Annotated in this window: 19 protein-coding genes; 2 read left to right on the forward strand and 17 right to left on the reverse strand. The window is 72.0% G+C overall.

Annotated features, from left to right (window positions below):
• Positions 1-4: 4 nt before the first annotated feature.
• From OG928_RS31535 to OG928_RS31575, 9 genes are all read right to left on the reverse strand, one after another.
• Positions 5-2,218, reverse strand: a complete 2,214-nt coding sequence (locus OG928_RS31535; protein WP_406290107.1) for an MMPL family transporter — start codon at positions 2,216-2,218, stop codon at positions 5-7.
• A 196-nt stretch (positions 2,219-2,414) separates the two neighbouring features.
• Entirely contained in the window at positions 2,415-3,752 is a 1,338-nt protein-coding gene (locus tag OG928_RS31540) for a sensor histidine kinase (RefSeq protein WP_406290110.1), read from the reverse strand.
• A gap of 124 nt (positions 3,753-3,876) precedes the next feature.
• A complete protein-coding gene (locus OG928_RS31545) occupies positions 3,877-4,617 on the reverse strand; it encodes an alpha/beta fold hydrolase (RefSeq protein WP_406290112.1) in 741 nt (246 codons plus the stop codon).
• 162 nt (positions 4,618-4,779) lie between these two features.
• The gene (locus OG928_RS31550; RefSeq protein ID WP_406290115.1) at positions 4,780-5,913 is read right to left on the reverse strand and encodes a magnesium and cobalt transport protein CorA; all 1,134 of its coding nucleotides are present in this window, start codon (positions 5,911-5,913) and stop codon (positions 4,780-4,782) included.
• 220 nt (positions 5,914-6,133) lie between these two features.
• Complete coding sequence (locus OG928_RS31555; RefSeq protein ID WP_406290117.1) at positions 6,134-7,057, reverse strand: SDR family oxidoreductase; 924 nt, start codon at positions 7,055-7,057, stop codon at positions 6,134-6,136.
• Between the two features lie 4 nt (positions 7,058-7,061).
• On the reverse strand, positions 7,062-7,841 hold the full coding sequence (locus tag OG928_RS31560; protein ID WP_406290119.1) for an enoyl-CoA hydratase/isomerase family protein: 780 nt from the start codon (positions 7,839-7,841) through the stop codon (positions 7,062-7,064).
• 73 nt (positions 7,842-7,914) lie between these two features.
• Positions 7,915-8,730 (reverse strand): DUF4429 domain-containing protein, encoded by an 816-nt coding sequence (locus OG928_RS31565; protein ID WP_406290121.1) that lies wholly within the window; start codon positions 8,728-8,730, stop codon positions 7,915-7,917.
• Between the two features lie 42 nt (positions 8,731-8,772).
• Positions 8,773-9,147 carry a VOC family protein gene (locus OG928_RS31570; protein WP_406290122.1) on the reverse strand — a complete coding sequence of 125 codons (375 nt, stop codon included), beginning with the start codon at positions 9,145-9,147 and terminating at the stop codon, positions 8,773-8,775.
• A gap of 27 nt (positions 9,148-9,174) precedes the next feature.
• A complete protein-coding gene (locus OG928_RS31575; protein ID WP_406290124.1) occupies positions 9,175-10,095 on the reverse strand; it encodes an acyl-CoA thioesterase in 921 nt (306 codons plus the stop codon).
• Between the two features lie 21 nt (positions 10,096-10,116).
• Here OG928_RS31575 and OG928_RS31580 point away from each other — a divergent pair, with 21 nt between their 5' ends.
• Both OG928_RS31580 and OG928_RS31585 read left to right on the forward strand, forming a co-directional pair.
• Positions 10,117-11,394, forward strand: coding sequence for an MFS transporter (locus OG928_RS31580; protein ID WP_406290126.1), 1,278 nt, complete (start codon positions 10,117-10,119; stop codon positions 11,392-11,394).
• A 49-nt stretch (positions 11,395-11,443) separates the two neighbouring features.
• Entirely contained in the window at positions 11,444-11,698 is a 255-nt protein-coding gene (locus OG928_RS31585) for a hypothetical protein (protein ID WP_406290127.1), read from the forward strand.
• Between the two features lie 83 nt (positions 11,699-11,781).
• On the opposite strand, the gene OG928_RS31590 is transcribed toward OG928_RS31585, so the two are convergent.
• The 8 genes from OG928_RS31590 to OG928_RS31625 form a co-directional block, all read right to left on the reverse strand.
• Complete coding sequence (locus OG928_RS31590) at positions 11,782-12,315, reverse strand: GNAT family N-acetyltransferase (RefSeq protein ID WP_406290129.1); 534 nt, start codon at positions 12,313-12,315, stop codon at positions 11,782-11,784.
• On the reverse strand, positions 12,312-13,280 hold the full coding sequence (locus tag OG928_RS31595; protein ID WP_406290131.1) for a helix-turn-helix domain-containing protein: 969 nt from the start codon (positions 13,278-13,280) through the stop codon (positions 12,312-12,314). Before OG928_RS31595 ends, OG928_RS31590 begins: the two co-directional genes overlap by 4 nt.
• A 371-nt stretch (positions 13,281-13,651) precedes the next feature.
• Positions 13,652-14,014 (reverse strand): hypothetical protein, encoded by a 363-nt coding sequence (locus tag OG928_RS31600; protein ID WP_406290133.1) that lies wholly within the window; start codon positions 14,012-14,014, stop codon positions 13,652-13,654.
• A gap of 415 nt (positions 14,015-14,429) precedes the next feature.
• Positions 14,430-14,909 (reverse strand): DUF4279 domain-containing protein, encoded by a 480-nt coding sequence (locus tag OG928_RS31605; RefSeq protein ID WP_406290135.1) that lies wholly within the window; start codon positions 14,907-14,909, stop codon positions 14,430-14,432.
• Positions 14,910-14,946: 37 nt separating this feature from the next.
• The gene (locus OG928_RS31610; protein WP_406290137.1) at positions 14,947-15,768 is read right to left on the reverse strand and encodes a lipase family protein; all 822 of its coding nucleotides are present in this window, start codon (positions 15,766-15,768) and stop codon (positions 14,947-14,949) included.
• 291 nt (positions 15,769-16,059) lie between these two features.
• Positions 16,060-18,483: a hypothetical protein gene (locus OG928_RS31615; RefSeq protein WP_406290138.1), complete on the reverse strand. Its 2,424-nt coding sequence runs from the start codon at positions 18,481-18,483 to the stop codon at positions 16,060-16,062.
• 255 nt (positions 18,484-18,738) lie between these two features.
• Positions 18,739-20,388 carry an ATP-binding protein gene (locus OG928_RS31620; protein WP_406290140.1) on the reverse strand — a complete coding sequence of 550 codons (1,650 nt, stop codon included), beginning with the start codon at positions 20,386-20,388 and terminating at the stop codon, positions 18,739-18,741.
• Positions 20,385-21,116 carry a response regulator transcription factor gene (locus tag OG928_RS31625; protein ID WP_406290142.1) on the reverse strand — a complete coding sequence of 244 codons (732 nt, stop codon included), beginning with the start codon at positions 21,114-21,116 and terminating at the stop codon, positions 20,385-20,387. The genes OG928_RS31620 and OG928_RS31625 overlap by 4 nt, the downstream gene beginning before the upstream one ends.
• Positions 21,117-21,175 lie beyond the last annotated feature (59 nt).

Consider the following 21,175-nt stretch of genomic DNA (forward strand, 5'->3'; position numbering starts at 1 on the left):
TCGATCAGCCTACTTTTACCGGGTGTTCGACGGCGGGGACGGTGCGCTGCGCCCGCCCCATGGTCCGCGACGGCCACCAACTGCCCACGCCCAGCAGCAACATGAGCGCGGGCAGGATGACGATCCGGATCACGAAGGCGTCGAGCAGCACCGCCGTCGCCAGGCTGAAACCCATCTGCTTCATCTCGATGAGGTGCAGGCCGACGAAACTGCCGAACACGGTCACCATCACCACGGCGGCGCTGGTGACCACGCCGGCCGAGTTGCCGATGCCGTCGAGTACCGCCTCGCGGGTGGGCACGCCGCGCAGCGCGGCCTCCCTGATCCGACTGATCACGAACACCTGGTAGTCCATCGACAGGCCGAACAGGATCACGAACAGCAGCAGTGGCACCCGGGAGCCGATCGAGCCGGTGGAGTCGAAGTCGAGCAGCCCCTCGGCCCGGTCGCCCTGGAAGACCAGTACCAGCAGGCCGAGCGAGGCGCCGGCCGAGAGCAGGTTCAGCAGCACGCCGATCAGGCCCAGGACCACCGAACGGAAGGCCCATACCGTCATCGCGAAGGTCACCAGGAGCAGGGCCCCGATGATCAGCGGCAGCTTTTGCTTCTGGTGCTCGGGGTAGTCGGCGGAGCGGGCCACGTCGCCGGTCACCGCACTCTCGACACCGGTCAGCCGGCCGACCGTGGCCGGCAGGTGGTCGTCGCGGATCCGATCCAGGGATGCCTGCGCCGCGTCGGTGCTCACGTGGTGCGGTACCGGCAGTTCCAGCAGGCTGATCCGGTGGTCCGGAGAGGTGTACAGCCGCGAGGTGCCGGCGAGGGCCGGGTCGGTCTCGGCGCGCGTGCCGAGGTCGCGCAGCGCGGCGGCCACCTCGTCCGCGCGGGCGGGGTCGGCGCGGACAACGACCTGGTGCATGGCCTTCAGCTCCGGGAACGCCGTGTTCAGCCGGTCGTACGTGCGCATGGCGGCGACGTCACGGGAGTGGGTGTCGCGGCCCATGTCGGTCAGGTTGAGGCCCGAGAGCGGGGCGGCCAGGGCCAGCATGGCGAACACGGCGAGGGTCAGGGTGCCGGCGGGGTGCCTGCTCGTGGTGCGCAGCACGGCGGCGGTGAACCGGCCGGGGCCGGACTTCGGCGGGCTCGCCGGCGTGACCGGCCTGCCCTGCCGGGCCGCGCGGGCGGTCTTGCGCTCGGCCCGGCGCTCGGCCGCCGAGCCGATCTTGACCAGCAGTGCGGGCAGCGCGGTCAGCGAGCTGAGCACGGCGACCAGGGTGACCACGATCGCGGCGGTGGCGATCGAGGAGAAGATCACGTCGTCCGCCAGGTACAGCGTGGCGCTGGAGGCTGCGACGGCGAGTCCGGAGACCACGACGGCCCGCCCCGAGGTGGCGGCGGCCAGGTCCACCAGGGCCGGCGAGTCGAGCCGGCCGCCGGAGCGGGCCCGTTCCTCCCGCTCGCGCTTGAGGTAGAAGAGCGTGTAGTCGACGCCGACCGCCAGGCCGATCAGCAGGATGATGTTGGTGCCGACGCCGTTGTCCGGGAACAGGTGCGAGGCAAGCGTCGACAGGCCGATGGACGCGGCGATCGAGGACAACGCGAGCAGCAGTGGCACGGTGGCCATCGCCGCGGAGCGGAAGACGATCAGCAGCACGATCAGGGTGATCGGCAGCGCGATCGTCTCGGTGCGGGCGAGATCGTCGCCGCGCAGCTTGTCGACGCCCTTGCTGATCGAGGGGCCGCCGGTCTCCTCCACCCACACCCCGGGGTGGCCCGCGCGCACCTCGGCGGTCTGCGCCGACAGCGGGCCGACGTGCTTCCTGCCGTCGAGTTCGTCGCCCCTCATGGTCACGTCGACCCGGAGGGCACTGCCGTCGGCGGAGCGCACCGGAGGGGCCACGGACCGGACTTCGGGCAGCTTCGCCATCCGGGCGGCGATGTCCAGGGCGGCGGCGTCGGCCGCGGCCGGGTCCAGGCGGCCGGTGCCGGGTCGCGCCGAGATCAGCACGCGTTCCACCGGCTTCTGCTGGAGGTCGCCCTCGGTCGCCATCGCCTCGGCCCGGCCGGCCTCACCGATGCGGAAGTCCGCCGCAGTCGCGGGGTGGCCGCCGACCGCCATTCCCGTGCCCAGGCACAGCGCGACGAACAGGAACCAGCCGGCGATCGCGCGCCAGGGGTGCCGGGCGCTCCAACCGGCAACGCGCACAGGGAAGTTCTTCATGACATGGATGCTGGTCGCCGGGTCGCCGTCGCCGAAAGGCTCGGTCGGTGGAACCCGGTGTCCACCGGTCGATGGACGCCGGACGCCGGACGCCGGACGCCGGACGACGGGTACGGGGTGGCGGGGACACGGCAACGGCCCCGGTCTCCCGATCGGGAGGGCCGGGGCCGTTGCCGTTGCGGCGGGCACGGGTCGGTCAGTCCCGGTTGTGCATGTAGGGGTGGCGGGTCTTGTCCTCGGCCGTCAGGTCGCAGGGCAGTTCCATCGTCACCGTGGTCGGGCCGCCCACGGGGGAGTGCAGGTCCAGCGTGCCGTCGAAGACGTCGAGGCGGCGTTCGATGCCGCGCAGGCCGGTGCCCTTCATCAGGTCGGCGCCGCCGACACCGTCGTCGGTGACCGTGATGCGGAGCTTGCGGTCGAGGTAGGCCAGGTCGATCTGTACGTGCCGGCCGCCGGAGTGCTTGGCGGCGTTGGTGAGGACCTCGGTGACCGCGAAGTAGGCGGCCGATTCGAGCGGGAGTTCGGGGCGGGCCGGGAGGTCGACGTTGACGTTGACGTCGAGCGGGCTCTCCAGGGCCACCGCGCGGACCGCGTCGCCGAGGCCGCGGTCGGACAGCACCGGCGGGTGGATGCCGCGGACCAGGTCGCGGAGTTCGTGCAGGGCCTTCGCGGACGCGGCCCGGGTCTCGGCGAGCAGTACGCGGGCCGCCTCGGGGTCGGTGGTCAGCAGCGCCTCGGCGGCGCCCAGGTTCATGCCCATCGCGACCAGGCGGGCCTGTGCGCCGTCGTGCAGGTCGCGCTCGATCCGCCGCAGTTCGGCCGCCGAGGCGTCCACCGCGTCGGTCCGACTCTCCGTCAGGTGCTGCACGCGCAGGGCCAGTTCGGCCTCCTTGGTGGGGGCGAGCAGGGACTTGTGCCACAGCGCGGTGACCCGCAGGAACCACGGCGCGATCGCGATGCCGACGATGGTCTGGATCAGTCCCCACGGCGCCGCGAGCCCGGCCCGCACCACACTGTCGACCTTGATGAACGTGTACCACTGCGCGTCGTCGACGTGCTTGTAGGCCACCTCCCACAGGAACGGCATCAGGACGCCGTGCAGCCCGTTTATGATCAAGAACATCGGGACGCATGCGGTGAGCAGGGTGGACGGCAGGTACAGCAGCGCCCACAGCAGGTCGCGCCAGGTGGCCGCCTCGCCGAGCATCCGGCGGGTGCGCTGCCACAGCGCGGTGACGCCCTTGCCCCTGGGCAGGTCTCGGTAGGGACTCGCGATCGGGACGCCCGCCCAGGAGCCCATCGCCTTGCGGGTCAGCCCGGCGGTGGCCCGCAGCAGCAGCATCAGCGGAACGAAGACCAGCAGGCCGATGCCGAACGGCACGAGCACCATGAACACGACGCAGCAGATGAACAGGGCGAGCGCCGGTGGGGAAAGAAAGACCATCGAGAAGCCGCGAAAGGCGGCGAGCAGAGCCCGGCCGACCCGAGAACCGGTGGCCGGTGGCTCGGTTCTTTCCGGGGTGATCGTGCTCATCAGGTTCCTCCCGTTGATGTACCTTGCGCTGCCTGTGCCACCAGTGTGTCGGGCGACGACCGCGCAGGTCTCTGGGGTGGTACCCCGAACCGGGGTGGGCCTGGGCCCACCCCGGTTCGGCCGGTCAGCCCGCGATCTCGGCGAGCAGCACGGCCAGGTCGGCCGGCCGCGAGAACATCGGCCAGTGGCCGGTCGGCAGCCCGTGCACGCCGCCGCGCTCGGCCGCGGCGAACTCGGCGAGGAAGGGGTGCTCCGCCGCGAGCATGGCCTCGACCTGCTCGGCCGGGAACATGCAGGTGATCAGGTGGGCCGGCACCTTGAGGCGGGCCTCGTCGCCGACCCGGATCGCGCTCGCGGCGACGCCGTACGGCTGCGGCACCGCGCGGGCGCGCAGCGTCGCGAGGTCGGCGGGGGAGAGACCGTCGAGCATCTCGGGGTCCGCCGTCGGGTCGAACGGGTAGGTGTAGCGGCCGTCGCCGCGCTCGGCCAGTTCGGCCTCGATGACGGCGTGCTGGGCGGGTTCGAGCGTGTCGAGCAGGCTCGTCCCGTTGGCCACCGGGCCCGCGTCCACGTAGACGATCCGGGCGATCCGCGCCGGAATCCGGTCCAGCGTCTCGTACGCGGCGAAGGCGCCGCCCGAGTGGCCGACCAGGACCACGTCGGTCAGATCGCGGGTGGTGATCTCGTCGACCAGGAACCGCGTCTGCGCCGCGAGGTCGATGCCCGCGCCGTCGGTGCGGTCGGCCTCCAGGCCCGGCAGGGTCACCGCGAGGACGTCGTGCCCGGCCGCGCGCAGCGACTCGGCGACCTTGTCCCACGCCCACGCGCCGAGCCAGAAACCGGGGACGAGAACGATGTTCGCCATGGTGCTTCTCCTTGATTCGTCGTCAGGTCGTCAGGTCGTCGTCCTGACAAGAAAGATCCTCGACCATGTACCTGACAGTTTGCGTCAGGATTGCGCGTGGGCTCGCGGTCGCGCCGACTCGGGGACCTCGGTCGCGGCGGGCGAACCCCGGCGAACCGCCGGTCAGAGCCAGTTTCGGCGCTTGAAGATCAGGTACAGGACGACACAGACCAGGACCATCAGGCCGACCGCGAAGGGGTAGCCGTAGGCCCAGTGCAGTTCGGGCATGTCGTCGAAGTTCATCCCGTACACGGTCCCGATCAGGGTCGGCGCGAACAGGATCGCGGCGTACGCGGAGATCTTCTTGACCTCCTCGTTCTGCGCGTTGCTGGCCGCCGTCAGCTGCTTCATCTCCTCGTTCTGGGACTGCGTCACCACGATCGCGTTGACCCGCATGATGCCTTCGAGCATCTGCCGGAAGCCCGCGACGCGTTCGACGGCGATCGTCGCGTGGTCCTCGACGTCGCGCAGGTAGCGGCGCAGTTCCTCGTCCACGTGGTACTTGTCGAAGCCCGACGTCAGGTCGGCGAGCATGCGCAGCAGCGGGCGCGTGGCGCGCTGGAACTCGATCACCTCGCGGGAGAGTTCGTAGATCCGCCGGGACACGTTGGGGGCGCCGAGGAAGACCTCGGCCTCGATCTCGTCGATGTCGTTCTGTAGCCCGCCCACGACGGGGGCGTAGTCGTCCACGACGCTGTCCAGGATCGCGTACAGCACCCCCTCCGGCCCCTGGCGCAGGAGTTCGGGCCGGTCCTCGGCCCAGCGGCGGACGGCGGACAGGTCGGGGGACTCCGCGTGCCGCACGGTCACCACGAAGTTGTGGCCCAGGAACACGTGCAGCTCGCCGAAGTCGACCTCCTCCAGGTCGTCGAGGTAGCGGGCCGCGCGCAGCACGACGAACAGGGTCTCGCCGTAGCGTTCGAGCTTGGGCCGCTGGTGGGCCACGATCGCGTCCTCGATCGCGAGCGCGTGCAGGCCGAATTCCTCGGCGGCGGACAACAGTTGGCTCTCGGAGGGGCGGTAGAGCCCGATCCAGGCCATCGCGCCGGGGCGGTCGTGCAGCTCGCGGTAGGTGGCGGCGAGTGTGGTCGGCGACGCGACCCGGACGCCGCGCACGTAGATCGCCGCGTCGATCAGGCTGCGCTCGACGGGCGGGGACTCGGGGGTGTCGCCGGCGCGCGGGTCCATCGAGCGCTCGGGCGGTTCCTGTGCGCCGCCGTGTCTGCGGGCGCGGAAGGGCAGGCGCCGGTCGGGCATGGCGGGACTCCGAGTCACTGGGCGACGACGGGCACGGCGTCGGGTCGGTCGCTCCGGGAAGCCGCGACCGACCCGACCTTCGTATTGTCCCTTTTTGTGCTGGAATATCAGGGATTTATGCCCTGGAGTGGAGCGGATTCACGCCGGTCGCCCGCTCACGGCTCGCCCACGGCCCGCCCGCAGCCGGCTCGTGGCCGGCGCGCGGCGGTTCACGGCCGGTTCACGGCGTCTCGAACGGGCCCTTGCCCATCTGTTGGCGCACCGTCACCACCGGCGGGTTGACCAGGCTCCGGCGCTGCCAGTTGGCGCCGTCCACGACCAGCGTGTGGCCGGACACGAAGCGCGCGTACGGCGACGCGAGGAACGTGGCCGCCCACCCGAGTTCGCGCAGCCGGCCGACCCGCATGGCCGGCTGGCACGGGTCCTTGTCGTGGGTGCCGGCGAGGTTGCCCTTGATGTCGGCGGTCATGTCCTCGTGCGGGAACAGGCCCGGGACCAGGCCGTTGATCTGGATCCCGTACGGTCCCCACTCGACGGCGAGGGTCTCGACCATGTTCTTGACGCCGGCCTTGGCCGCCGCGCTGTGCGCGAAGCCCGGGCCGCCGGTCCAGGCGTAGGAGGCGCCGATGTTGACGATCGAGCCGGGCGTACCGGTGGCCAGGTGCCGGCGGGCGAACTCGCGCGCGCAGAAGTAGGTGCCGTTGAGCGTGATGTCCACGACGGTGCGCCACGCGTTCGGGGACATCTCCTCGGCCGGGACCGGGAAGTTCGCCGCGGCGTTGTTGATCAGGACGTCCGGGAGCCCGAATGCCTCCTCGGCGGCGTCGAACGCCGCCGCGATTCGATCGGGTTCGCGGATGTCGCACTCGACCGTGCGGACCCGCGCCCCGGTCTCCTCCAGCGCCTCTCGGGCCGCCTTGAGGTGGTCCTCCTTGCGGCTGGCGACCACCAGGTTGGCGCCGAGTCGGCCGAACTCTGTCGCGATCGCCTTGCCGAGCCCGGTGCCGCCGCCGGTGACGAACACCGTGCGGCCGGCGTAGGTGCCGGCGGGCAGCGCGCTCGCGCCGAGTGCCGGCGGCTCGGGCAGGCCGATGATGCCGTCGTTGGCCTCGGATGCCTCGGATGCCTCGGATGCGTCGGTCATGGGGTCAGCTCCCGGTGTAGTGGGCCGGCCGCTGTTCCGCTCGCGCGGCGCGGAACTCGGCGTAGTCGTCCGACTTGTTGACGAAGGTCTGCGCGATCAGCTCCTCGGCCATCGAGGTGCGCACGGCGGGCTCGGCGAGGTGGCCGAGCACGCGCCTGGCCATCTTGATCGTCACGGCCGGCGCGGCGGCGATCTTCTCGGCCATCTCGCGCACGGTCGCGTCCAGTTCGGCGGCGGGCACCACGCGGGACACGACGCCGTGCGCGTACGCCTCGGCGGCGTCCATCGCGCGGCCGGTCAGTACGAGGTCGGCCGCCACCCCGTGGCCGCAGATCTGGAACAGCCGGCCCACGCCGCCCGTGTCCGGGATCACCCCGTGCGTGGTCTCCGGCAGCATGAACCGGGCCCCCTCGGCCGCGACCCGGATGTCGCACAGCAGCGCGCGCTGGAACGACGCGCCGATCGACCAGCCCTTGCAGGCGACCAGGACCGGTGCGTCGAGCTCGAACAGTTGCTGCACGCCGCGATGGCCTCGGGTCATCAGCTGATGGTGCGTCAACTCGACCTTGTGCCCACCGATCGAGGACACGTCACGGCCGGACGAGAAGGACTTGCCCTCGGCCCGCCAGATCACCGCCCGGACCTCGGGCCGCTGCCGCAGTTCGCCGAGGATCTGCCATAGCAGTCGATCCATCTCGTCGTCGAACGCGTTGTGCTTGTCCGGATTGTTGTTGGTGATCGTCGCGATCGGGCCGTCGTAGTCGAGAAGCAGCTTGTCCGCCATGACACCCGTGGATATCCCAACGCCGCACAGGAATCGAGGGGCACGGCTCCCGGGGCGGCCCAAGGGTCCAAGATCACAGCTCGGTCGGGGCGTCCGCGGTGTCCCGGGGCCCCGGGGCGCCCGCGGCATCCGCCGCGCGCTCGGTGGCCGTGCCGGCCGCGGAGGTCGCGGAGGTCGCGGCGCTCTCGGCGCGCCGCTCGGCGATCGCCGCCGCGAGGGCCGCGGCGAACGGCAGCGATTCGTGCGCGAGCCCGTAGCCCGCGCCGAACACGATCGAGCCCGGGTCGCGCTCGGGCGGCGGGGGAGCGGGCTCGTCCGCGCGCAGCACCCGCAGGTGGCCCGAGAGCGGCGTGCTCGACTGCCATTCGACGCCGACCAGGCCGGCCAGCGGCAGCCGCACGTCGCCGACCCGCAGCTTCGCGGGCGAGGCCCCCGTCCAGTACCAGTGCAGCGCCACCGTGCGCCCGTCGAACGCCATCTCGCCGTCGAACCCGCGCAACCGGGCCCGTGCGGACGGAGCCGCCACCAGGTAGCGCGGAGCCGGTCCGGGCGTGGTCGCGACCCGGGCGAGCGCCGCCCGGTGCTCCGTGCTCAGGCCGGGCCGGCCGGCGGGCAGCGTCAGCCGGTACGGGTACACGCTCTCGCCCAGTCGGTTCGCCGCCGCGTCCAGCAGCGGGCACGCCCCCTCGCGCAGATCGAGCCGGAGCGCGGTGGTACCGGGCGCGAGGCCGGGGCCGGTCCGAACCCGCGCGATCGCCGCGTGCGGGACGGTGACCCGGCCGAGGGCGTCGAACAACTCGGGTACGTGCCGCCCGCGCCCGTACCGGATCACGATCGCGTCGTCGCCCAGGAACCAGGTCGCGTCGATGCCGTCGATCCGCTCGGTCATGGCGGCATTGTGGCGGTGTTGCGATCCCGGTGGAACGGGACCTCAGGGGTTGCGTTGGGTCAATCCGTAGAAATTGCCCTCGTTGTCGCGGAAGGTCGCCCACCAGCCCCATTCCTGCTGCGCGGGCTTGTCCGGGAAGTCGATGCCCTTGGCGCTCAGCTCGTTGTAGGTGCGCCGGATGTCGTCGCAGGTGAACAACACGTTGTTCAGCGAGCCGACCTTCTCCACGTCGAACACGTGGCTGAACAGGATCAGCGTGATGCCGTCGCCCGGTGCGCGGACCTCGATCCAGCGCGGGCTGCCGGCCTCGCCCATCGGCGTGTCCATGACCTCTTCGAAGCCCATCTTCTCGACCCAGAAGCGCTTCGCCGCGTCCTGGTCGCTGACGTTCAACGACACCTTTCCGACCTGCACCATGCGAACTCCCTCGGCTGAATGTGCGGGCTACCGGTGTTCCACCGGTTCGCCGAACAGTGCCTCCTGACTCACCGTCGCAAACAGCGTGCCCGTCGCGTCGAACAGCCGACCGTGCACCGTGCCGTGCGCCGCGTGCAGCGTCGTGCCCTCCTGGTCGTACAGCCACCACCGGTCCGCGCGGAAGGGGCGGTGGAAGCGGATCGCGTGGTCCAGGCTGGCGCGCGGGATCCACCGCGGGCCGAGCGTCGCCGCGTGCGGCAGGACCAGTGTGTCCAGGATGGTCAGGTCGGTCGCGTACGCGATCGCGCACGCGTGCAGCAGCGGGCTGTCCGGGAGTTCGCCGTCCGCCCGGCACCACAGCGCGTTGTGCGGCGGGCGCGCGGTGGAGGTCTCGTCGGCCCACGTGGGCGGCTCGACGAAGCGGATGTCCACCGGGTTGCGTCGGACGAACCCCGGGCGGCGCAGCGGCCGCTCCAGCGCCCCCAGCCGCTCGGCCAGTGTCGGCAGGGTTTCGGGGGTGGGGACGGCCGGCATGCCCGGCCCGTGGTCGAACGGGGTCTCGGGGCGGGCCACCCGGAAGGACGCGACCAGGTGCACGACGACCTTGCCCGCCTGCAGCACGTCGACCTGACGGTGGCTCAGCGTCCGCCCCTGCAAGGTCCGGGTGACCTCGTAGGTCAGCGGCAGCGTCGCGTCGGCGGGTCGCAGGAACGACGTGTGCAGCGAGTGCGGCACACGATCGGCGTCGACGGTGCCGCCCGCGGCGGCCAGGGCCTGTGCGACGAGCCACCCACCGAACACCCGAAAAGCGTCCGGATCAGGGCTTTTGCCTTCGAAGACGTCGAAGACGTCGAACTTGAGTCGACCGGGCTCAAGTTCCGGGACGTCCTCGACCTTGAGTCGGATAGGCTCAACCTCTTGCACGAACTGGGTGACGGCGCTGCTCATGGCCGCTAGTACAGCAAGCGCGTGAGCGACGCCGACAACGAGGGGCGCGGTGACGGCATGGCGTGGGGTGCGGTGAAGGTGCTGAAGGATCGCAACGCGGGGCTGTACCTGAGCGGCGTCGTGGTCTCCAACTTCGGCAGCGGCGCGATGGCTCTCGTCGCGGGGGTGTGGGCCAAGTCGCTGACCGGGTCGGACAGCGTGGCCGCGCTGATGGCGCTGGGGGTGTTCGCGCCGTCCCTCCTGGGTCCCCTGCTCGGTGCGGTGGTGGACCGGCTGCCGGCGAGGCGACTGCTCGTGGTGGTCAACCTCGTGCTCGCGGTCCTGCTCACCGCGACGCTCGCGGTTCGGTCGCAGGCGCAGGTGTGGATCCTGTTCCTGGTGATGCTCGGATACGGCATCGGCTTCGTGCTGCTGGACGCGGCCGAGTCGACCGCGCTCAGCGCCGGCGTCACGCCGGGGCTCCTGGGCGACCTCAACGGGATGCGGCTGAGTGCGGCCGAGGGGATGAAACTGATCGCGCCGCTCGTGGGGGCCGGCCTCTTCGCCTGGTCGGGCGGGCACACCGTGGCGCTGCTCGACGCGGGCACCTTCGTGCTGGCGGCGGGCCTGTTCGGGCTGATGCGCTTCGACCAGCCGGCCCGGGAGAGGGTCGAGACCGGTTGGCTGCGGCACACCGCCGAGGGCACCCGCTACCTGTGGGCGCACCGTCCGCTGCGCCGACTGGTGCTCGCGGGCGGCCTCGCGATGGTCGTCTCCGGGATCAGCGGCGGCGCGATCTACGCCGTGGTCGACGACGGGCTCGGGCGCTCGCCCGCGTTCACCGGCGTGCTGTACACGGCGCAGGGTGTCGGGTCTGTGGCGGTCGGGCTGTGCGCGGGGGCGCTGATCCGCCGACTGGGGGCGAAGTGGTTCGCGGTGTGCGGCCTGGCGCTGTTCGCGGTGGGGGTGGGGCTGCGGGTGTTCGCGTCGCTGCCCGTGGTGCTGGGCGGGACCGTGCTGATCGGGTTCGGGCTGCCCGCGATCCATGTCGCCGCGCTGACGGTGCTCCAGCGCGAGACGCCGGCGCAGTTGGTGGGGCGGGTCGCCGCGACGGCCGGGATGATCATGTTCGCGCCGACGGCGTTCGCGATCCTCGGGGTGGCGGGCCTGTTGGCGGTGCTCGACTACCGGATCATCCTGCTCGGCGCGGCGGCGCTCGGCGTCCTGGTCACGCTCTACTGCGCGGCCGGTCGCGGCGAGCGCGCACCGGACCCGGAGCCGGCGATGCGGGACGACACGGCGGATTCGCGCCACGTGTGACGCACACATGTCCTAGGTCGAGGGCATTCTGCCACCTACGATGATCCGCATGTATGAAACGGCGGAAATCCCGGCTGAGCTGATTGCCCTTCAGCGGGACCGCGATCACGCGGCCGACGTCGTCACGACGTTCGCGCGCGAGAACCCCGGGCGGCTCGACGCCGAGCTGACCCGCCAGTGGTCGGCGGCGGTGCGGGCGGAACGCAACGCCATACGCGCGCTGCACGCCCACCCGATGATGGTGCTCGGCCCGAACCGGTTCAAGATCATGCGCGCGCTGCGCGCCGCGGCCAAGCTCACCTGACGACGGCCCGGCCCGTACAGGGGCAAGCGGTCGTCGGACCGGACCGTCCAAGCACGTACGCTACGCGGCCCCGCCGACATCGCTCACGTGGCGCCACCGACGTCGAGGGGCCGCTCGAACCGCATCCGGTCCGCGCCGGGCCCGTCATGGTCCGCCACGGGGCCGTGCACGGTGAAGCCCATCGCCGTGTGGTAGCGGATCGAGCCGGTGTTGACCGGGCCGGTGACGGCGCGCACCACGCTGCGTCCGTCCGCGCGGGCGAGCGCGAAGAAGCGCTCGTACAGTTCGCGGGCGAGACCCGATCGGCGCAGGTCGGGTCGGACGCCGGCGAAGTGGATGTACGCCTCGTCGGGCCGCGCGGGCGACAGCAGCCCGATCAGGAAGCCGCCGAGCCCGGCGGCGTCCTCGGCGACCAGGCTGGTCGGGTGGAAGTGGTCCAGGAACAGGCGGGGCAGCTTGTCGGTCATCGGCCGGCCCCACCACGCGTCCAGGACCGCGACGATCGTGTCGTAGTCGTCGGGGCGGGCGGGGCGGATCCGCGGCGTCGACATCGGCGGCGTGGGCGATGCGGGCGGCGTGGGCGATTCGGGCGATGCGGGCGATGTCGGCGGGGTCATGCGGTGGCGCCTTTCGGGCAGAAGGTCTTGCGGTAGTTCTGCGGCGTGGTCCCGCGGCGGCGCAGGAAGTGGTGGCGCAGCGTCGCGGCGGCGCCGAAGCCCGAGCGCTCGGCGACCACGTCGATCGGCAGGTCGGTCTCCTCGAGCAGTTCCTGCGCGAGCAGCACCCGTTGCGTGGTGAGCCATTCATAGGGTGTCGTGCCGGTCTCCTGCTGGAACCTGCGGGCGAAGGTGCGCGGCGACATGTGCGCCTGCTCGGCCATCTGGTCGACGGTCAGGTCCAGGGCGAGGCTTTGCTCCATCCATGTGAGCGTGACCCGCATGGGGTTGTCGGTGGGCTCCGGCAGCGGGCGGGCGATGTATTGCGCCTGGCCGCCCTCGCGGTGCGGCGGGACGACCATCCGGCGGGCGATCGCGTTGGCCACGCGGGTGCCGTCCTCGAGGCGGACCAGGTGCAGGCACGCGTCGATGCCGGACGCGGTGCCGGCGCTGGTGATCACCCGGCGGTCCTCGACGTAGAGCACGTCCGGCTCGACGAGGGCCTCGGGGTGCAGGCGTCGGAGCCGGTCGGTGTACTTCCAGTGCGACGTGCAGCGGCGGCCGTCGAGCAGGCCGGCCCGGGCGAGCGTGAAGGCGCCCGTGCACACGCTCATGATCCACGCGCCGCGCGCCTCGGCCGCGCGCAGGGCGGCCAGGATCGCGGGGTCGGTCACCACGTCCTCGTCGTGCTCGCCGGCGGCGGGGATCGCGATCAGGTCGGCCTGCTCGGTGCGGTCGAGGCCGTGCTCGACGAAGAGGTCGTAGCCGACCTTGGTGCGCACCCGACCCGGCGTCGCCGCGCAGACCGCGAAGTCGTAGACGGGGCAGCCCTCCTCGCTGCGGTCGATGCCGAAGACTTCACACAGGACCCCGAGTTCGAACGGCGCGACACCGTCCTGGGCGATCACGACCACGTTTCGCAGCATGGACTCAGGATGCCGGCAATCGAGCGGGATTGGCAGGATGTTGTGCCAAGAAGGCAGTCCTGCCACTCGATGCATGTGCAAGCAACCGGCATTCTTGAGGCATGACAATCCTTGCGGTTTTCCTCGCGATCACGGTGATTCTCGGCACTATGTCGGCTCTGGGAAGGTCGGCCGACACGCGCGACCACGACAAGACCCGGGCATGGCACCTCTGAGCGGCTCGGCCGGGCTCTCGAAGGTGGCGGCGACCCGACGAAGAAACGACAGCGCGCCCGGCCTGTGGGACAGGGCCGGGCGCGCTGTGCGTGTGGCGTCGTGAGGGTGGGGTGACGTCGAAACGCCGGGTGACGCCAGGTGATGTCAGGGGGCGCCTAGTTGCGGCGCTTGAGCGCGCGCCACACGAAGAAGACGATGATCACGACAATGATGATGCCGATGAGCCCGAAGATGAACTTCCCGGCCTTCTTGAAGAAGCCCTTCTTCTTTTTCTTCGACTTGGTCTTCTTCGTCGGGTGGTTCTGCTGGGTGGCGGCTCGGTGCGAGGTGGTTCGACCCGAGGCGTCCGCGACCGTCTGCACGCCGGTCGAGGTGAGCGCGGTCGACACCGATGCGGAAGAGACCTGGCGGGTCTGCGCCTGGGCGGGCGCGGCCTGAGCGGGCGCGGCGGTGAGTACCGCCGCGAACACGGCAAGCAGGACCGGGCCCGCAAGGCGCCGAAGTATGCGTTGAACCATCTGGAAATGCCCCCATTTCAACCCGCGGACCACTCGCCTCGCGGAGTCGCCGCGACCCCGTGGTGGGCCGACAGCCCCGCGAAACTACCCGACGCGCAAGCCCCCGCGTCAATCAACAGGTCAAGATTTGGTTCGGGACTGACCCATGCGACACGTGTCAACGACAATTCCGCTAGGCTGACGGCTCATCAGGTTGTGGCCGCCTGGGCACCGGTGAGGGGTGCCCAGGCTCCGCATCCGCCGTGCTCCCCAGTGCCCCGAGGCCCGACGGCCGATACGAGGGGCGTACGCGGGTGGGTGACGAGCCGGCCATGTGCCCGAGGACGCGTTCGCGTGGTTGTGGATCGCTGCGCCGCGGCTCTTGGTGGGCGCATGCGGCACGGACAGGTTCAACGGGTCGGCGAACGTCCCTGGATCATTGCTCGGGTGCGTCGTTCGGGGTCATGTCGTACTCGTCGACGTCCAGGTCCGCGCCGGTGGCGGCGAGAAAATCCAGTACGTCGCGGTCCAGGTGCCAGCCGAAGAGATTGGGGCGCTCCGAGGTGCTCGGCCGGTCCGTCTCGACCGCGCTTTCGACGGCGTTGAAGTAGCGCACGATCTGCAGCACCGCCGAGGAACCCGACTCCCCTTCCCGATCCGGTTCTCGCGTCAGCGCGGCTATGCGTTCCGTGTGGGGCCGGAGCCGGTCCAGGACGTGGGCGACCTGTTCATCGACCCGCAGGCCCGGCTCTCGACACACGATCTTCCAGCCATGGCAGACCGGTATGGCCGGCTCGGCGATGCGGCTTCCGCGCACCGTCGTCTCATCGGGCTCGATACCCAGCGCCGCGGTCATCTCGTGCGCGCTGGTCCGTTCGCTGCGAAGCGCGAAGTAGACGTATTGATGCAGAGGCATCCGCGGAGAGTACCCGCGCGTGTTCAGCGGGTTCCGGTCAGGCGAGGTTTTTTTCCAAAGCGGCGATGTAGTTGTGGATCGAGTGGTCGCGGATGCCGTCGGCGGCTGGGGCGAGGGGGTCGGCGGCCATGCCCTTGGCTCGGTCGGTCAGGCTGCCGAAGGTGGTCATGGTGTTGCGGAGCCGGCCGCCGGAGTCGATGTACCGGAGGCTGTCGACGTGGGTGTACGCGGGCTCCGGGGGGAGTTGCGGGACCACGTCGTTGTTGTTGACGAAGCGGTACATGCGCTGCTTGAAGCCGGTGTTGTAGGCGGTCGCGAGCATGCGGTCGCAGGTGCGGGGTTGGCCGTAGGTGTAGACGCCGTCCGCGCGCAGCCGCGGCTCCTCCAGGTACATGCGGGCGCCGGCGAGCATCGCCAGCGCGCCGCCGAGGCTGTGGCCGGTGAACCAGACGGTCTGCCCGTCGGTACGGAATTCCGCGAGCGTGTCCTTCACCGCGGGGAAGACCGATTCCAGCGCCTCCCCGAAGCCGTAGTGGACATAGCCGGTTCGGCCGGGGCCCGGCCACGGCGGGGTGTTGGTGTCCGAGAGCCAGTCGCGGATCTGCGCCGGCTCCGTGCCGCGGAACGCGGTGATGATCATCCGGTCACTGGCGATCGTGTAGGCCTGGGTGTCCTGGAGCGGGAACGGCGGGGCGAACTCGGTGCGATGGTGGCGCACCCGGTCGAACCCCCAGCCGCGCGCCTGCTCGGCGACGGTGGGTTCGTCCTTGTAGGCCAGGTCCGACACGCGGGCCATCCAGTAGGCGTGCGCGAGGCTGTAACCGCCGGCTTGGTGGTCGATCGTGGTCGGTACGGGCACGGCGAACTCCTATGTACGAGGCGGGTCGGGCCGGTTGGTACGCCGGTCGTGGGGACAGCGCGTCGTCGCCTCCGGACCGGAAGATCCGTCGGCGACTCTCTGGGTACCGCCTCGATCGCACCGAAGCCAGGAAGGCAGGCGTGAGTTCACTCCATCGGACGCTGCGGTACCGCCGGTTGGCCGTGCGGCCCCGCACGCCCGACGCGACGCGACGTGCCGCAAGCCGACGCAAGGCGACCCGAACTGCCGTCCCGTTACCCCCGAAGCGCCGACTCCGGCATCACCCCGGTATCACCCGGGCGCCGCCGCCGCTTCCGCCGTCGCGATCAGCTCGGGGAGTGTCCCGGTGAAGTCCTCCATGAGCATGGCGAGGACCGCCCACGCGTCCACCGGCAGTGGCCCATGACGATCGATCAGGTTGCGGACGTGTGTGTCCGCGCCGCGTGTGGTGGTCGGGCGTCTCCGGCACAGCTGTAGCACGGCGCCGATCGGGCGGCCGCGCGTGATCAGGTCCTCGACGGTGAACAAGCCCTCGCGCAGGCACTGTTCGGGCCACCATGCGGGGTCTTGGAATGCAGGCCCGTAGCCGTTCCGCCGGGCGGCCGGCGAGGCGGCGTCCAGGGCGGCGTGGGCAAGTGCCGGCGATCGCGCCGCGAGGGTCGGTGCGCAGCCGTCGGGGTCGGCGGCCAGCAGCGCGAGTGCGATGTCCTTCGGCAGGTCGTCCGCCTGGGCCAGGATGCGCGCGACGCCGCGCGGGTACGGCTTCCCGCGCCTCGACTCGGCGACGGCGGCCCAGTCGAGGGCCGGCTCGATCTCGAGGTGGCAGCCCAGGTCGCCGAGGTTCGGCGTACCGAGGTCCGCGAGGAACAGGCGTCCGGACAGCGCGCGCAGGGCATCGTGTGCCGCGTCGGAGTCGTCCGCGGCCAGGGATTCGGCGAGCGCTTCCACGAGGACGGTGTGCGGCCGCGCCACGCGCGGGCCGCCCGGTGCGGTGACGAAGTCGGCGACGAGGTCGAGCCGGCCCAACTCCACCAGGCGTCGGCACCCGGCGGCCTGGTACGCGGCGCAGAACGCCGTCGTCGACCGCAGGAGCTCCGCGATCCGATCCGGATCGCAGGAATGCACAAGGTACTTGGGTGCGAAGCGCGGCTGGTACTGTCCCCGCGCGTCCCGGAACGTCGACGGATGGAGCCGCAGTGTGCCGGCGCGCCCCGTGGCGTGGGCGGTGCCCGAGAGGACTCGGCGGAAGATCCGGGGTGGGAGCCGGTGGGTGGCCAACAACGCGGCGTTGACCACGGGATCATCCAACTCGACCAGCCGGGTGGCCGTTTCCGGGTCGCCGCCGCGCTGCCGGGCGAACTTGACGCGGGCCGGTTCGTCGGCCACCGCCGCGAACCCGTCGACCAGCGGACCGGGTAGCCGAACTCCCTTGCCCAGGCGGAGGATCTCTTCGGTGACGCAACCGCCCCAACCGGGCTCGGCGGCCGCGACCGAGGCGATGATCGAGGGCAGCCGCGCCGGCTCGGCGAGCAACAGCAGGAACGCCCAAGGCGAGCCGCCGGCCTCCGCACCGGCCTCCGCACCCACCCCCGTCCGGACCCCCGCACCGTCGACCGCCCCGGAGCCGGGATGCGCAGGAAGGCGCTCCGGCGGCGCCGTCGAGGCTGCCTCGCATAGGAGTTCGGGGATCGTTCCGGGGAAGTCACCGCGCAGCAAGGCGAGTAGGGACCGCCATCGCCCCGCATCGTCGCCGAGTTCGGCCCGAACGGCGTCACGCAGCGCAGCGTGTGCTTCGCGCAGTCCGGGTATCTCGCCCACGACCTGCCAGAGCCAGGGGCTTTCCAACACCGCGAGCACCGCGGGCGCGTGGGTGACCCGCGTGTACAGATGGGCCGGGCCGAACGTGCCGGCCCGCAGCCCGGCGACGACTTTCTGGGCTTGCCCGACTCGGGTGTCCGAGCGGAGCAGAGCCGAGCCGGCGGCCGCAGGGCACGAGGGATGGCCGATCAGGAAGCGGGCGGTGACCGGATCGAGCGGGGCGTCACCGTGCAGCCGCGCCAGGGTGTCCCAGTCCGCGGCCGTCCACGCCTCGAACGCGACCGCGGCGAGTCGAGCCCGCACCCGTCGTTCGCGCGGGACGCGCCGTGAGACGGGCTCGCGGCCGTGCGCCTCGGGGGAGCCGTTCGCCGACGGGAGCGCGATGCGCAGCCACGCGTACACGTCCTCGGGGGCCTGCGGAGGCGGTTGCCGACGCGGGCCGTGTACGTGCCGGGCCGCGTGCGCGGCGACGGCCGGATCGGCCGCGTCCCATGCCGGGCCGAGCAGGTGACGCGAGCGGGTACCCAAAAGCACGTCGCGCAGCTCGCCCGGCACGGCCAAGGCACCCGGACCGCCCGCGAGCATGCTGCGCCGCAGCGCGGCCGGCGCATCGGGGTGGAGGTACACGGCCACCCGTACGGCGGGATCGGCCGCGCCCGCCAACGCCTCCAGGGCGGCCGCCCCCGGAGCGAACCCGCCCAACAGGGCACGGCAGTCGTCGGCGTCGCCACTCTCGACCACCCAGCGCACGACCTCGCCCCGGACCTTCGCGGCGGCCGGCAACGGCCCGGCCAGCACCTCGTGCCGCCGAGGCGCGGGCAGCCGGGCCAACAGCGCGACCGCCTCGGCGGCGGTGAGATGGTCGAACAAGGCGCCCAGGTCAGTGGCGGTCTTCACGTGTGCGGCTCCGGGAGAGGCAAGCGGGTCACGACCGGTGTCGCACGACCCTGCGCCGGTACAGGGCGACCGGCAGCCAATTCTCCCCGGTCGCCGCCGGGCACCGACACACGGGTGCGGCCGCGCCCATCGCCTCGACCGCGCGCCCGCGCCCACCTCGAATCACGGGGCGGCGGCCACGTTGGGCGCAGCGCGTCCGCGCAGGCGTTGCCGCGTCTGGGCCGACGCCGGCGGGGGAGAAGCGGCGACCCGGCGTCAGGTCGGCGGATCGCCGACGTGGGTGGGCAGGATCAGCCGGAAGGTGGTCCCCTTGTCGGGGGCCGTGGTCAGCTCCAGACGGCCGCCGTGAGCCTGGGTCAGGGATTGGGCGATGGCCAGGCCAAGGCCCGCGCCCGCGCCGGTGGTTCGGCTGCGCGAGCCGTCCACGCGGTAGAAGCGCTCGAACACCCGGCGGGCCTGCTCGTCGGTCAACCCCGGTCCGGTGTCCGCCACTTCGAGCAGCACGCCGTCGGCGGTGGCGCCGACCCCGATTCGGACCGGGGTGCCGGCGGGGGTGTGCGTGACGGCGTTGCCGATCAGGTTGCTGACCACCTGGCGCAGTCGGCGCTCGTCGCCCATGGTCGGGGCCGGGGTCACCGGCCCGCAGTCCGGGCCGGTGAGCCGGACCGGCCGGGTGGGGTCGAGGGCGCGCAGGTCGTGCAGCGCGTCGGCGGCCAGCGAGCGCAGGTCCATCGGCTCCGGGCGCAGCCGCAGCGCGCCCGGGTCGGCGGCGGCGTGTTCGTCCAGGCGGGCGAGTAGCAACAGGTCCTCGACGAGCCGGCCGAGGCGGGTCGACTCGCGCTCGATCCGGTCCATCGTGCGGTCCACGTCCGCGCGTTCGGGCAAGGCGCCCATTCGGTACAGCTCGGTCAGGCCCTTGATTCCGGTCAGTGGGGTGCGCAGTTCGTGGCTCGCGTCGGCGACGAACCGGCGCAGCCTGGCCTCCGAGGCGGCGCGCGCGGCGACCGCGGTCTCGATCTGCGCGAGCATGCCGTTGAGCGCGGTGCTCAGTCGGCCGATCTCGGTGTTGGGCGCGGCCGTGTCCGGTACGCGCCGGGCCAGGTCACCGCCGGCGATGGCCGCGGACGTCTCCTCGATCCGGCGCAGTGGGCGCAGCCCGGCCTTGACCGCGAAGAAGCCGAGCAGGGTGAGCAGGGCCAGGGTCACCGCCGTGATGACCAGGCACACCCATCGGACCCGGTCCACGGTCGCGTCCACCTCGTCGAGCGAGGCCGCGACCAGCACGCCGGAGCCGGCGGGGCCGGTGGTACGGGGCAGGGCGAGCACCCGCCACCTGGTGCCGCCCGCGGCCGGCAGGTCGAACGGCCGCCCGGCGCGGCGGGTGATCGCGGCGGTGTCCAGGGTGGGCGGCCTCGGGTTCGGGCCGTTCCGGTGGGCGCCGGCGCGGCCGGTCTGCTCGATCCGGCCGTCCGGGGCGAGGTAGGCGATGTACAGGTCGCCGACCAGGTCGAGGGGCAGGGACTGGGCCTGGCCGGGCGCCTGCTGGAAGGTGATCAGGAACTGCGGGGACACGCCGGCCATCAGCCGCCCGGTGGACCGCAGTTGGCTGTCCACCCGGTCCACCAGGGGCGCGCGCAGCGACGCGAGCACGACCGCGTTGCCGGTCAACAGCCCGATCGCGAGCAGGCACACGGTCAACAGCAGTACCCGGGCGCGCAGTGAGCGGCGGCCGAGTGCGCGCCGGCACCGCCGGGGCAGGCCGGACAGTCGGCGCGGCGGCCCCCCTCGTCGTGCGCCGGCCGTCCCGTCCGGGCGACCGGATGCGTTCCCGCCGGCCCGTGCGGCGCTCGCCTCGCCCCCGCCGGCCCCGCCCTCGGCCCGCGCGTCGGCGTTGGTGACGGTCACGGCCGCGGCCTGCGCAGCACGTACCCCACCCCGCGCACGGTGTGGATCAGCTTCGGCTCGACGTGGTCCACCTTGCGCCGCAGGTAGCTGATGTACGACTCGACGATGCCCGCGTCGCCACCGAAGTCGTAGCGCCACACGTCGTTGAGGATGCGGGACTTCTCCAGGGCCTGGTCGACGTGTTCCAACAGGTAGCGCAGCAGCTTGAACTCGGTCGGCGACAGGTCGATCGCCTGTCCGGCCCGGGTGACCAGGCGCGCGTTCACGTCGACCTCCAGGTCGGCGACGCTCAGCGTGCCCTCGCCGGCGGCCTCGCCGCGGACCCGGCGCAGGATGGCCCGGATCCGGGCGATCAGTTCGTCGAGTTGGAACGGCTTGGTGACGTAGTCGTCGCCGCCGAGGGAGAGTCCGTTGATCTTGTCCTCGGAGCCGTCCCGGGCGGTGAGGAAGAGGACCGGGACGGTCCCGCCGGTTTGTTCACGCAGGCGCCGGAGCACCTCGAAGCCGTCCATGTCGGGCAGCATCACGTCCAGGACGACCAGGTCCGGCCGGTCCCGCGCGGCGATCGCGAGCGCCTCGTCGCCGTCGGCCGCGGACGCGACCGCGAAGCCGGAGAAGCGCAGGCTCGCGGACAGCAGTTCGCGCACCGTGGGTTCGTCCTCCACGACCAGGAGCAGGTCCGCCCCGGCCCGCGGCCGGCCGGGCCCGCCGTGGTTCCCGCCTGTCATCCCCAGCCTCCATCGTCGCGTGCCTGCCCGAGCCCTGTCCGGCCGCGGTTCGCCCGTCG

The organism is Embleya sp. NBC_00896 (assembly GCF_045207785.1).
Taxonomy (GTDB): domain Bacteria; phylum Actinomycetota; class Actinomycetes; order Streptomycetales; family Streptomycetaceae; genus Embleya.